12 protein-coding genes are annotated in these 12,680 nt (G+C 62.8%); 3 read left to right on the top strand and 9 right to left on the bottom strand.

The window, feature by feature from the left end; translation table 11 throughout:
- Positions 1-111: 111 nt before the first annotated feature.
- From asd to leuC, 4 genes are all read right to left on the bottom strand, one after another.
- On the bottom strand, positions 112-1,230 hold the full coding sequence (gene asd / locus H4I92_RS14605) for an aspartate-semialdehyde dehydrogenase (RefSeq protein WP_077531272.1): 1,119 nt from the start codon (positions 1,228-1,230) through the stop codon (positions 112-114).
- A gap of 70 nt (positions 1,231-1,300) precedes the next feature.
- Positions 1,301-2,386 carry a 3-isopropylmalate dehydrogenase gene (leuB, locus tag H4I92_RS14600; protein ID WP_077531271.1) on the bottom strand — a complete coding sequence of 362 codons (1,086 nt, stop codon included), beginning with the start codon at positions 2,384-2,386 and terminating at the stop codon, positions 1,301-1,303.
- 140 nt (positions 2,387-2,526) lie between these two features.
- Positions 2,527-3,171 carry a 3-isopropylmalate dehydratase small subunit gene (leuD, locus tag H4I92_RS14595; protein WP_077531270.1) on the bottom strand — a complete coding sequence of 215 codons (645 nt, stop codon included), beginning with the start codon at positions 3,169-3,171 and terminating at the stop codon, positions 2,527-2,529.
- A 4-nt stretch (positions 3,172-3,175) separates the two neighbouring features.
- Entirely contained in the window at positions 3,176-4,603 is a 1,428-nt protein-coding gene (gene leuC / locus H4I92_RS14590; protein WP_077531269.1) for a 3-isopropylmalate dehydratase large subunit, read from the bottom strand.
- 362 nt (positions 4,604-4,965) lie between these two features.
- On the opposite strand from leuC, the gene H4I92_RS14585 reads away from it, so the two are divergent.
- From H4I92_RS14585 to yghU, 3 genes are all read left to right on the top strand, one after another.
- Positions 4,966-5,850, top strand: a complete 885-nt coding sequence (locus H4I92_RS14585) for a LysR family transcriptional regulator (RefSeq protein ID WP_077531268.1) — start codon at positions 4,966-4,968, stop codon at positions 5,848-5,850.
- A gap of 97 nt (positions 5,851-5,947) precedes the next feature.
- Positions 5,948-6,346 (top strand): globin, encoded by a 399-nt coding sequence (locus H4I92_RS14580; RefSeq protein ID WP_077531267.1) that lies wholly within the window; start codon positions 5,948-5,950, stop codon positions 6,344-6,346.
- A 129-nt stretch (positions 6,347-6,475) separates the two neighbouring features.
- A complete protein-coding gene (gene yghU, locus H4I92_RS14575; protein WP_077531790.1) occupies positions 6,476-7,321 on the top strand; it encodes a glutathione-dependent disulfide-bond oxidoreductase in 846 nt (281 codons plus the stop codon).
- Between the two features lie 27 nt (positions 7,322-7,348).
- Here the strand turns inward: yghU and H4I92_RS14570 are convergent, their stop codons facing one another.
- From H4I92_RS14570 to H4I92_RS14550, 5 genes are read right to left on the bottom strand one after another with little or no spacing between them, the layout of a single operon-like run.
- Complete coding sequence (locus H4I92_RS14570; RefSeq protein ID WP_077531266.1) at positions 7,349-8,521, bottom strand: MFS transporter; 1,173 nt, start codon at positions 8,519-8,521, stop codon at positions 7,349-7,351.
- A 1-nt stretch (position 8,522) separates the two neighbouring features.
- Entirely contained in the window at positions 8,523-9,632 is a 1,110-nt protein-coding gene (gene aroC, locus H4I92_RS14565) for a chorismate synthase (RefSeq protein ID WP_077531265.1), read from the bottom strand.
- Between the two features lie 5 nt (positions 9,633-9,637).
- Entirely contained in the window at positions 9,638-10,549 is a 912-nt protein-coding gene (prmB, locus tag H4I92_RS14560) for a 50S ribosomal protein L3 N(5)-glutamine methyltransferase (protein WP_077531264.1), read from the bottom strand.
- A 45-nt stretch (positions 10,550-10,594) separates the two neighbouring features.
- On the bottom strand, positions 10,595-11,737 hold the full coding sequence (locus H4I92_RS14555; RefSeq protein WP_077531263.1) for a patatin-like phospholipase family protein: 1,143 nt from the start codon (positions 11,735-11,737) through the stop codon (positions 10,595-10,597).
- 53 nt (positions 11,738-11,790) lie between these two features.
- Positions 11,791-12,678 carry an alpha/beta fold hydrolase gene (locus tag H4I92_RS14550; RefSeq protein ID WP_077531262.1) on the bottom strand — a complete coding sequence of 296 codons (888 nt, stop codon included), beginning with the start codon at positions 12,676-12,678 and terminating at the stop codon, positions 11,791-11,793.
- Positions 12,679-12,680: the final 2 nt, after the last annotated feature.

Here is a 12,680-nt window from a genome sequence, read left to right as displayed (position 1 = left end):
TATTGTTGATAACCGCGAATTACGCAATAAATCGCCGGGTACGGGAAATGCCCGGCTGGCGGGAATGCCGCCCCGGTTCACGCCAGACCGGGGCGCAACAGCGTCCAGAAATCAGCCATCACGCTCAAGCAGGATGGTCAGCATACGCCGCAGCGGTTCGGCCGCACCCCAGAGCAGCTGGTCACCCACGGTGAAGGCGTTGAGGTACTCCCCGCCCATGGCCAGCTTGCGCAGCCGGCCCACGGGCACATTCAGCGAACCGGTGGCGTACGCCGGACTGAGCTTTTCCATGCTGGCCTGTTGCTCATTGGGCACCACCTCACACCAGGAGCTGTGGTCCTGGAGCATGGCTTCAATATCCGCAAGCGGAACGTCCCTGCGGAGCTTGACGGTCAGCGCCTGGCTGTGACTGCGCATCGCACCGACGCGCACACAGGTGCCATCAATCGGCACCGGGTTGTCGGTGCGACCGAGGATCTTGTTGCTTTCGGCACCCGCCTTCCATTCCTCCTTGCTCTGACCGGAGGGCATGGGCTTGTCGAGCCAGGGAATCAGGCTGCCTGCCAGGGGCACACCAAAGTTCTCCGTGGGGAACTCGGCACTGCGCATGGTGGAGGTTACCTGCCGGTCAATCTCCAGGATCGCGGAGGACGGATCCGCCAGCAGATCGGAGACGGCGCCGTTAAGGGCGCCCATCTGATCCAGCAGCTCACGCATGTGCTTGGCGCCGGAACCAGAGGCCGCCTGGTAGGTCATGGGGCTGATCCATTCCACCAGGTCATGGTCAAGGAGCGCCCCGATCCCCATCAGCATGAGGCTGACGGTACAGTTTCCGCCAATGAAATCACGCTGTCCGGTATCCAGGGCCCGATCAATCACGCCACGGTTCACCGGATCCAGGACGATGACAGAGGATTCTTCCATGCGCAGGGCTGACGCCGCGTCGACCCAGTAGCCGTCCCATCCAGACTCGCGCAGTGGGCCATAGACCTCATTGGTGTAATCCCCGCCCTGGCAGGTGACGATGATGTCCATCGCCTTCAGTTCATCAATGTTCCTGGCGTCCTTCAGCGGCGGCGCTTCCTTGCCGAAGTCCGGCGCGGGCTTGCCCGCCTGGGATGTGGTGAAGAACACCGGTTCAATTCCAGCGAAATTATTCTCTTCCTGCATCCGTTGCATGAGCACGGATCCAACCATGCCACGCCAGCCAACCAGACCTACTCGCTTCATTGTGCCGCCTCTGTTTTCGATGTCTTGAATGCCTGCCCGGGATCCCGCCTGCCACGACAAGGAGCCGCTCCTACAGGTAGTCATCCAGGGCTGAGAGGACCGCTTCGCCCATGGCGCGGGTACCCACCAGCTGCGTGCCCTCGAAATGGACGTCCGGCGTGCGCAGACCCTGCTCCAGCACGTCCTGCACCGCCTTCTCAATCACACCCGCCGCATCTTCCATGCCGAAGCTGTACCGCAGCATCATGGCACCGGAAAGAATCGTCGCCAGCGGGTTCGCCTTGTCCTGGCCCGCAATATCCGGAGCCGAGCCGTGACAGGGTTCGTACATGCCCTGCTTGCTCTCGTTCAGCGCCGCCGACGGCAGCATCCCGATGGAACCGGTGAGCATGGCCGCCTCATCGGACAGGATATCACCGAACATATTGCCGGTGACAATCACGTCAAACTGGTTCGGGTCGCGCACCAGCTGCATGGCCGCGTTGTCCACGTACATGTGGCTCAGCTCAACATCCGGGTATTCCTGCGCCAGACCGTCCATCACCTCCCGCCACAGGGCGGTTACTTCCAGTACGTTGGCCTTGTCGATGGAGCACAGGCGCCCGTTGCGCTGGCGGGCGGACTCGAACGCCACGCGCCCGATACGACGGATCTCGGATTCGTTGTAGCGGTAGGTGTTGAAGCCCTCGCGCTCGCCGTTCTCGAGCGTCTCAACGCCGCGGGGCTGGCCGAAGTAGATGCCCCCGGTCAGTTCCCGAACGATCAGGATGTCCAGACCACTGACCACTTCCGGGCGCAGGCTCGAGGCTTCCGACAGCTGGGGATACAGGAAGGCGGGGCGCAGGTTGGCGAACAGGCCCAGGCTGGAACGCAGCCCCAGAAGCCCCTTCTCCGGCCGGCTTGCCATCTCCAGGTGATCCCATTTGGGGCCGCCCACGGCACCCAGCAGGATGCCGCCAGCCTCACGCGCTTTCGCCATGGTATCGTCCGGAAGCGGGCTTCCTGAGGCCTCGATTGCCGCACCGCCCACCAACGCCTCTTCGAAATCGAGTCCCAGGGAAAGCCGTTCATTGGCGTGCCCAAGAACCGCGCGTGCCTGCTCGATGATGTCCGGGCCGATGCCGTCGCCCGGCAGGAAGAGTACTTTCTGTGTCATAGCACCATGATCCTTGTCCAGTAATCCAGTTTCGAGGGTGATTACGAAAATGGCCCGCAAAGCGGTCTCCTACAGATGAAAACTGATGTATTACTGTAGGAACCTGCCCCCGCAGGCGATCCGGAACCGTTTCCAGGAACTCACCCGGCAGGAAACAGCCAGGGCGCCTCCTGCTTCCGACGCGCCTCGTAGGCACTGATGGCGTCCGCATCCTCAAGCGTCACGCCAATATCGTCCAGGCCGTTGAGCAGGCAGTGGCGCCGGAACTCATCCACCTCGAAGTGATAGACCTTACCGTCAGGCGTGGAAACCGTCTGGTTCTCAAGGTCCACGGTCAGGGCATATCCCTCGACCGACTCCACCGCCCGGAACAACTCATCGACCTCTTCCTCTTTCAGAACAAGCGGTAACAGGCCATTCTTGAAGCAGTTGTTGTAGAAGATATCGGCAAAACTCGGGGCAATGATCGCCCGAAACCCGAAATCCTCCAGCGCCCAGGGGGCGTGCTCACGGCTGGAGCCGCACCCGAAGTTGGCGCGCGCGAGCAGGACACTGGCGCCCTGGTACCGGGCCTGGTTCAGGATGAAATCCGGATTGAGCGGACGCTGGCTGTTGTCCTTGCCCGGCTGGCCCTCATCAAGGTAGCGCAACTCGTCGAACAGGTTGGGCCCGAAGCCGGTGCGCTTGATCGACTTGAGGAACTGCTTGGGGATGATCATGTCGGTATCGACATTGGACCGATCCAGCGGTGCAACCAGCCCTGTGTGCTTGGTGAATGCCTTCATGATCTCACCCCGCCCTGTCGTAGTAGTCGGAAATGTCCACGAAATGGCCGTGGATCGCCGCGGCCGCCGCCATAGCGGGGCTCACCAGATGGGTGCGCCCGCCAAAGCCCTGCCGGCCCTCGAAGTTGCGGTTGGACGTGGACGCGCAGTGCTCGCCCTCGCCCAGCTGGTCCGGGTTCATGCCCAGACACATGGAACAGCCCGGCTCACGCCACTCGAAACCAGCATCAAGGAAGATCCGATCCAGCCCTTCCCGCTCGGCCTGGGCCTTCACCATGCCGGAGCCGGGTACGACCATTGCCTGCTTGAGCGAGGACGCAATTGTCTGCCCCTTGAGGATGGATGCTGCCTCACGCAGATCCTCGATGCGGGCATTAGTGCAGGAGCCGATGAAGATCCGGTCCAGCTTGATCCCCGTCATCGGCGTGTTCGGTTCCAGCCCCATGTACTTCAGGGCACGCTCCATGCCCTCGCGCTTGATCGGATCCGACTCGTTCGCCGGGTCCGGCACGCGATCACCGACATTGGTCACCATCTCCGGCGACGTACCCCAGCTCACCTGGGGTTCAATGTCAGCCGCGTCCAGATGAACCACCTTGTCGAAATCGGCATCATCATCACTCTTCAGCTCGCGCCAGGACTCGACCGCGCGCTCCCACATCTCACCTTTCGGGGCCATGGGCCGATCCTTCACGTAGTCGATGGTCTTATCATCCACCGCCACCATGCCGGCACGGGCGCCAGCCTCGATGGACATATTGCACATGGTCATACGCGCCTCCATCGACAGGCTGCGGATCGCCGAACCCGCGTACTCGATGGCATAACCGGTACCACCAGCGGTGCCGATCTTACCGATGATCGCCAGCATCACATCCTTGCCCGTGATCCCCGGCTTCAGCTCACCGTCGACCTGCACCAGCATGTTCTTCGACTTCTGCTGCACCAGGCACTGGGTCGCCAGCACATGCTCCACCTCGGAAGTACCAATGCCGTGCGCCAGCGCCCCGAAAGCCCCGTGAGTAGACGTGTGCGAATCCCCGCACACCACCGTCATCCCCGGCAGGGTCGCCCCCTGCTCCGGCCCGATCACGTGCACGATCCCCTGGCGCTGATCGCTCATGCCGTACTCCACGATGCCGAACTCGTTGCAGTTGGCATCCAGCGTCTGCACCTGGGTTCGCGAGATCGGATCCTCGATCCCCTCAACCCCATTCTCACGCCCCGTGGTTGGCACGTTGTGATCCACCGTCGCCAGGTTGGCATCAATCCGCCACGGCTTACGCCCGGCCAACCGCAGCCCCTCAAACGCCTGGGGCGACGTGACCTCATGCAGCATGTGCCGGTCGATGTAGATCAGGCAGGAGCCGTCAGCACGCTCCTTCACCAGATGGGCATCCCAGAGTTTGTCGTACAGTGTCTTGCCACTCATGGCGCTACTCCCGTTGCGAGCGGCCACGCCCTCCCCCATAACGGAGCTGACGTGGTTTGACCGATTGTTCGTTAATGGTACAGACTCTGATCAGATCACTTCAATTCATGTTTTTCCTGAAACGGATTCCTTTTTGGAATCCGAACCCGGATCGCACGCAAGGCGGGCTCCTACAGCTTATGCTTGGAGCACGTTCGCGAACGGCAACACACTCTGGGGAATGAGGTGGTGGCAGTCCCTCACGGGAAGCTCTGGAGCCATGGATGGCGGAAGAGCAGCGTACAGGGATGTATTCACAGCGTTTCCCGTGAGGGACTGCCACCACCTCATTCCCTGCAACCACGCTGGAAAAGCCTGCAGAAATGGACACCCAATCACTGATCGCCTTCACCACCGTCATCGACACCGGCTCCTTCTCCGAGGCAGCAGAAGCCCTGCACCTCACCCAATCCGCCGTCAGCAAACGCATCGCTACCCTCGAACACCAGACGGGCCGCCCCCTCATCGAACGCAGCGGCCGCAGCCTCAGGCTGACCGACGCCGGCCACGCCCTGCTGCCCCATGCCCGGAAAGTCCTGGACGAACTCCACAACGCCCGCGAAGCCCTCACCAGCCTGGACGACCGGATGCACGGCCCCCTGTCGCTGATCACCAGCCACCACATCGGCCTGCACCATCTTCCCAACTGGCTGCGCACCCTGCAGAAGGCCCATCCCGACCTGACCTTCAACCTCCAGTTCCTCGAATCCGAACAGGTCTTCCAGCAGCTCCACCAGCACGACGCCCCACTTGCATGGGTGACACTCAATGACCGGATCATGGAGCGTTTCCAGGTCTGGTTTGCCTGGGAAGACCCTATGAGTTTCGTCTGTGGCCCGGACCACCCTCTGGCCCAGAAGCCTCAGCTGACGCCCAAAGACATCGCCCAGTACCAGGCCATCCTTCCCGACAGCAATACTGAAACCTACCGGGTTGTCTCCCACCACTTTCTCCAGCACGGCATCACACTGGATGCCCAGATGCCCACCAACTACCTGGAAACCATCAAGATGATGACCAGTGTGGGGCTTGGGTGGTCGGTTCTGCCCAACACCATGCTCGACAGCACCCTGGTAGCTCTCAATGTTCCGGAGCCTGTAACCCGAATGCTGGGCGCCGTTGGCGTCAGGGGGCGGGAACCCGGAAGAGCGGCCCGCGCGCTTCTTGAAACCGTTCAGGGAAAGGCACTGGCGGTCCCGTGCCTATAAAAAGCCGATGAGGAATCCGCCAAGCTGTGCCCAACCCGGCCGACTGATCTATAATCCCGGGCAATCATAGACAGGCACAAAAGAGACAGGGGATTTCATGGACAGCTCGGAAGTGGAAGCGGTATTCCAGAGTTATGGGCGGGTCTGCAAAGACGAGCAGTTTTTCATCGATTTCTACGACTACTTCATGAGCAGCTCGCAGACCATCAAGGACCAGTTCCGCGATACGGACATGAAGCAGCAGCGCCACCTCCTGCGCAATGGCATCATGCAGCTGATCCTATACGCTCGCGGCATGCCCGATACCAAGCTGAAACAGCTCGGCCAGAGCCACTCAAGACACGGCTACAACATCTTGCCCGAATGGTATTCCCTCTGGCTGGATGCGCTGATGCAGGCCGTCAGCAAGCACGATCCCGAGTACGATCCGACACTGGATGCGCAGTGGCGCCGCGTTCTCAAGCCCGGTATCGACCTGATTCGGGATGCCTACTGAGCCCCGGCACGTTCTGTAACAAACAGCGCCTTTTTCTGCCCCCTGCTCAGTACCGCCAACGGATGGCATACTCCATGCTGTCCACGCTCTGCCGTGGGAACTAAACCAATGCAGCGAGAGATTCCGACCATGAGCGACAACAGCTACACGCCCCCGAAAGTCTGGAAGTGGGAAGACGCCAGTGGCGGACGCTTTGCCAGCATCAACCGCCCCATCGCCGGCCCCACCCACGAAAAGGAGCTGCCGGTGGGCAAGCATCCGCTGCAGCTCTATTCACTGGCCACGCCCAACGGCGTAAAAGTGACGGTCATGCTGGAAGAACTGCTGGAAGCCGGCCATTCGGAGGCCGAATACGATGCCTGGCCCATCAGTATCCTGGAAGGCGACCAGTTCAGCAGCGGCTTCGTCAGCGTTAACCCGAACTCCAAGATCCCGGCGATGATGGACCACACCCAGAACCCGCCGCTGCGGATCTTTGAATCCGGCAACATCCTGCTGTACCTGGCCGAGAAGTTCGGCACCTTCCTGCCCAGCGATACCCACGGGCGCACCGAGACCCTGTCCTGGCTCTTCTGGCAGATGGGCATGGCGCCGCTGCTGGGTGGTGGTTTCGGTCATTTCTACGCCTACGCGCCGGAATCCTACGAGTACCCCATCAACCGCTTCACCATGGAAGTCAAACGCCAGCTGGATGTGCTGGACCGGCAGCTGGCGGAGAACCGCTATATTGCCGGGAATGAGTACACGATTGCGGATATGGCGATCTGGCCCTGGTATGGCGCGTTGGTGAAGAACAAGGTCTATGACGCCGCCGAATTCCTGGAAGCGCACACCTACACCAACGTGGTCCGCTGGGCGGATGAGATTGCTGAACGTCCGGCCGTGCAACGGGGCCGGATCGTCAACAAGACCTGGGGCGAGGAAGGCACCAAGCTGCCCGAGCGCCACGACGCCAGTGACTTCGACAACCTCTGAGGAGCCGTAAGGGTTGGTCCGCCGCGACTACTGGCTGGCGTACGCCCTTTGCGGCGCCGGCCGCATCCAGAGCCAGGCAGCGGCAATCCCCAACAGCATGAAGCCGGCGCCGCCGTGGAAGGCGGCGACGGTGCTTTCCCACTCCACCAGCACCCCGGAAATCCAAGCACCGAAAGCACCGCCCGCCCCGTAGGTCAGGCCACTGTAAAGCGCCTGCCCCTGTCCCTGATGCCCTTCACCGAACTGAACCCGGATGTAGTGCACCGACGCCGCGTGCAGTGCGGCGTAGGAGGCCGCGTGCAGGAGCTGAGCCCCGAGGAGGATCCACAGGAACTGCGAGAACTCCGCGATCACCAGCCAGCGCAGCGCCGTCAACGCGGCCGCGCAGAGCATGATGGCCCGCATCGGGTAGACCGACAGGACCCGGTGCATCACCAGGAAGAGCCCGACCTCCGCCAGTACGCCCAGGGCCCAGAGCGCGCCGGTGCTGATCTTCGCGTAGCCGAGCTGCTCAAGATGGATCGAAAAGAAGGTGTAGTAGGGGCCGTGACTGGCCTGGAGCATGAAGTTCAGGATGAAGAAGGACCAGACCTCGGGCCGCTTCAGGATAGCCGTAACCGACCCGTGATGGGGTTTCCTGCGGGTGCTCGGCTCGTCATGGACGAACAGCGACGCCATGAAGAGCCCGGCAAACAGGGGCAGCACCAGCCAGGGCATGATCGACACCGCCATGTAATCCAGCGCCGCCCCGAACCCGGCCACCGACAGGATGAACCCGACCGACCCCCAGAGACGGACCCGGCCATAGCGCCGGGAACTGGTGCCCAGGTTGTGCAGGGTGATGACCTCGAACAGCGGCAGCACCGCGTTCCAGAAGAAGCTGAACGAGAGCATCACCAGCATCAGCCCCCAGAATCCAGGCCGCAACAGGGCGAAGCTGAAGCACACCAGCGCCAGCAGGGAACCGAACCGGATCAGCCGCAGCCGCCTGCCGGTACGGTCCCCGAGCCAGCCCCAGAGATTGGGGGCAATGATCTTGGTGCCCTGCAGCGTGGCCATGAGCAGGGCGATCTCGATGTAACGGAAGCCCTGGTCCTCGAGGTAGAGCGCCCAGTAGGGCATGAAGACCCCGAGGGCGGCGAAGAACCAGAGATAGAGGTTGGACAGGCGCCAGTAGGTCCCCGCCTCGGAGGCCGCCATATCAGCCCTCCTGCTGGCGGCGGGCCTTTTCGATATCCGGCGTTTCCACCTGCACATCCGCATTCTGGGCGCGGTGGCGCAGGTAATGGTCCATGAGCACGATGGCCATCATGGCTTCCGCAATGGGGGTGGCGCGGATGCCGACACAGGGGTCATGCCGGCCCGTGGTCACCACCTCGACAGGATTACCGTCCACATCGATCCCCTGCCCCGGGAGCCGCAGGCTGGAGGTGGGCTTGAGCGCCATGCTGGCCACCACCGGCTGCCCGGAGCTGATGCCTCCGAGCACGCCACCGGCGTTATTGGAGAGGAACCCGTCCGGCGTCATCTCGTCACGGTGCTCGGTGCCCCGCTGGCTCACACTCTCGAAACCGGCCCCGATTTCCACGCCCTTCACGGCGTTGATGCTCATCAGGGCCTTGGCCAAGTCCGCGTCCAGCCGGTCGAACACCGGTTCACCGAGACCCGGGATAACACCGTCCGCCTCGACCCGGATGCGCGCCCCAACGGAATCCCCCTCCTTGCGCAGCTGGTCCATGAAGGCCTCCAGCTCCGGAACCTTCTCCGGCTCGGCGCAGAAGAAGGCGTTCTCATGCACAGCGGACCAGTCCGTCATGCCCAGCTCAATGGGCCCGAGCTGGGTCATGCAGCCGCGGATGCGGATGCCCTTTTCCTTCAGGAAGGCCCGTGCAATGGCACCGGCCGCCACGCGCATGGCCGTCTCCCGCGCCGAGGAGCGGCCACCGCCGCGGTAGTCGCGGATGCCGTACTTGTGCCAGTAGGTGTAGTCCGCGTGAGCGGGCCGGAACTGGTCCTTGATCTTCGAATAGTCCTTCGAGCGCTGGTCCGTGTTCTCAATGAGCAGACCGATGGGTGCCCCCGTGGTCACACCCTCAAAGACGCCGGACAGCACCCGGACCTCGTCCGGCTCGCGCCGTTGCGTGGTATGCCGGGAGGTGCCCGGCCGCCGCAGATCCAGGTCTTCCTGGATCATCTCGGCAGAAACCGGCACCCCGGGCGGGCAGCCGTCTACGATGCAGCCCAGGGCCGGCCCGTGGCTTTCGCCAAAGGTGGAGACGGTGAAGAGTGTTCCGAAGGAATTGCCAGACATGGGTTCTATCCATTCAGCAGGGGCGCCGCCTGCGCCAGTGTTTGCGCGTCGACCACGAAGACCCCGTGACCGCCGTTTTCAATTTCAAGCCAGGTGAAGGGCACGCCGGGAAAGGCGGCCTCAAGAGCCGGCTGGCTGTTGCCCACCTCGCCCACCAGAACGCCATCTTCCGCGAGATACGCCGGTGCCTCCCGCAGGATACGGCGCATCAGCTCCAGGCCATCATTGCCGGCCGCCAGTCCCAGCTCCGGTTCATGCCGGTATTCCGGTGGCAGAGACGCCATATCACCGGCATCCACGTAGGGCGGATTCGCCAGGATCAGGTCATAGGGGCCATCGAGCCTGTCGAACAGGTCCGAAGTCACGGCCCGCACCTGCCCTTCCAGGTCATGGCGTCGGATATTGTTTTCCGCCACCTCAACCGCTCCGGGCGACACCTCGCCTAGATCCACGTGGGCCTCCGGGAATACATGGGCCGCCGCGATACCGATGCAGCCGCTGCCGGCGCACAGATCCAGAATGCGCTCCACGGGCCGCCCTGCCAGCCAGGGCTCGCCTTCCGTTGCCAGGAACTCACCGATGGGCGAGCGCGGGATCAGGACCCGTTCATCCACGTGGAAAGGCAGCCCCATGAAGAAGGCTTCCCCGGTGAGATACGGAACCGGAACCCGGTCCCGGGCACGGCGTTCGATGCGTTCAAGCACCTGTTCCCGCTCGGAGCGGGTCAGACGGGCATCCAGGAACTGAACGTTATTGTCCATGGGGAGATGGAGGGTCTGCATCAGCAGCTGCACCGCGTCGTCCCAGTGGCTGTCGGTGCCGTGACCGCACCAGACGCCGGCCTGAGTGAACCGTGACACCGCGTAACGCAGCCAATCGCGCACGGTCTGGAGTTGTTCAATGGCCTCGGTGCTCACCCATTACTCCCGGTAATCATCCCGTAAAACCCGGGATTGTACCAGTTATTGGCGGTTCATTCCCGGTATCCGGGGCTCGCCGGTGCCCGCGTTGCGATGGTCCTCCAGGGCATCCTCCGCCAGCATCCGGCCCAGCTGGATCAGCTCCGGGGCACGATGGTAATCGAACGAGCGGCACACGTGCTTGGGGAAGTTGATCAGTATGTCCGGCGGATAGCCGGCGATCTTGTAGCGGGTCAGCGAGTCCTGCATGGTCTCGATCGCCAGGTTCATGACATCAAACTTGCCCAGTCCCAGCTCCTGCAGGCTCACGGCACGTGCATCGTCGCCGTCGTTGCCTCTGCCAGCCGCGGTTTCCCGGGCATGGCGTTTCTGTGCCTCGGCCAGGGCCTGCTCCTCACTGCTGGCCCGGCCACGGCGCCGCGCGGCAGTGTCCTGACTGTCCCAATCAAACCAGCGGGCGGCACGCTGCTTGAGCCTGTCAAGCCACTCATCCGGCGAGGCGTCCACCTCTTCCGCGGGATCCACTTCCTCGTCAGCCGCCGCCTGTGCCGCAGCCTCGGCGGCCGCTTCGTTCTGCTTGCGCTCGCGGGATGCCCACTCATCAAGTGGTGGCAGATTGGCATAGCGCTTGTCGTTGCCGCTCAGGTTCACGGCCATGATCATATCCGCATGGGATGCCACCGTGGGAATGATGGGCAGGGGATTAAGCAGGCCGCCATCGACCAGCACACGCCCGTGGAGCATCACCGGCGTGATCACGCTGGGAATGGCCGTGGAGGCCCTCACCGCCTGATGCAATGGCCCTTCCTGGAACCAGACCTCCTGATGCGCCAGCAGATCCGTGGCCACCGCTGTGAAGGGAATCTGCAGATCCTCGATGCACAGATCCCCCAGCATTTCCTGCACTACACCGAAGACCTTTTCACCCCGGATCGCGCCTGGGGACCCCAGGGAGAAGTCCAGAAGGCGCAGCAGCTGCAGCTGATCCAGGCCGGTGACCCAGTCCTTGTAGGCCTGAAGCTTGCCAGCAGCATACATGCCGCCAATAAGCGCCCCCATACTGGCCCCGGAGATGGCCACGATGTTGTAGCCCTGCTCCCTGAGCACCTCAATCACGCCAATATGCGCATAGCCCCGGGCACCCCCACTGCCGAGCACCAGCGCCACGGTCTGTGGTTCATTCATCACCTGCTCCCTTCAGATCCGGATCCTGAAATGACAATGGGTTCGGCGGGTGGTTATTGCAAGGGCGCGGAAGGAATGCCGCGCAGCCAGCTCAGGCATCCCTCGGCCAGACCCTCGACATCCGCGTCCAGATGACAGTGATGGCTCCCTTCCACATCCATCACCTCAGCGTTGGCAAGACTGGGCAGCCGGTGCTCGATCCATTCCGGCTTGAAGGCAGTCATGCCATGGCTGGCCCTTATGAGAAGGGTGGGGGCGGCAATGGCCGCGAGATAGGCATTCACTTCATCTTCTTCCAGCCGGTGCATGGAGGGATAGCGCAGTCTTGCATCCGTTCCCCACTGCCAGCCCTGCTGATCCCGCTGAAGACTTCTCGGAACAATGCATTCGGCGGCGATGCGGGAAAGCGGAATGCGGCCCTTCATGCGCGCTTCGATGGCTTCCCCAATATCCGCGTAGTGGGGCGAGCGCCCGCGACTGCCCTGGCGCACCCGGTCAACGGCCCGCTTGAGCTGGTCAGGAAAGGATTCTGCATCGCCGGTAAGCGGCCCAAGGCTGTCCACCAGCATCAGCGCCCTCACCCGCTCCGGCATCGCCACGCTGAGCAAGCTGGCAATGATCCCGCCCAGCGAATGCCCCAGCAGAACAGCGCCTTCCGGCGCCAACCGGTCAAATAGTGGTGCCAGGTCCCGCACATAGTCCAGGAGTTCGTAACTTGCGCCCGGTGGCCTGTGGAAGGAGAGACCGTGGCCCGGCAGATCCACCGCCACCACCCGATAGCTGCCGGCGAGAGCCGCCCCCAGCCGACTGAAGCTCGCGGCGTTATCCAGCCAGCCGTGAAAGGCGATGATCAGGGGGGAGGAAGGATCGCCCCAGGCGAGTGCGCCCAGGGTGCCTGCGGGGACCTCCAGTGTCAGCTGTTCCGGTTCACCGTTGGCCATGG

The sequence above is a fragment of the Vreelandella halophila genome (assembly GCF_019903425.1).
Classification (GTDB): domain Bacteria; phylum Pseudomonadota; class Gammaproteobacteria; order Pseudomonadales; family Oleiphilaceae; genus Halospina; species Halospina halophila.
This window is presented reverse-complemented; position numbering and strand designations above follow the sequence as displayed.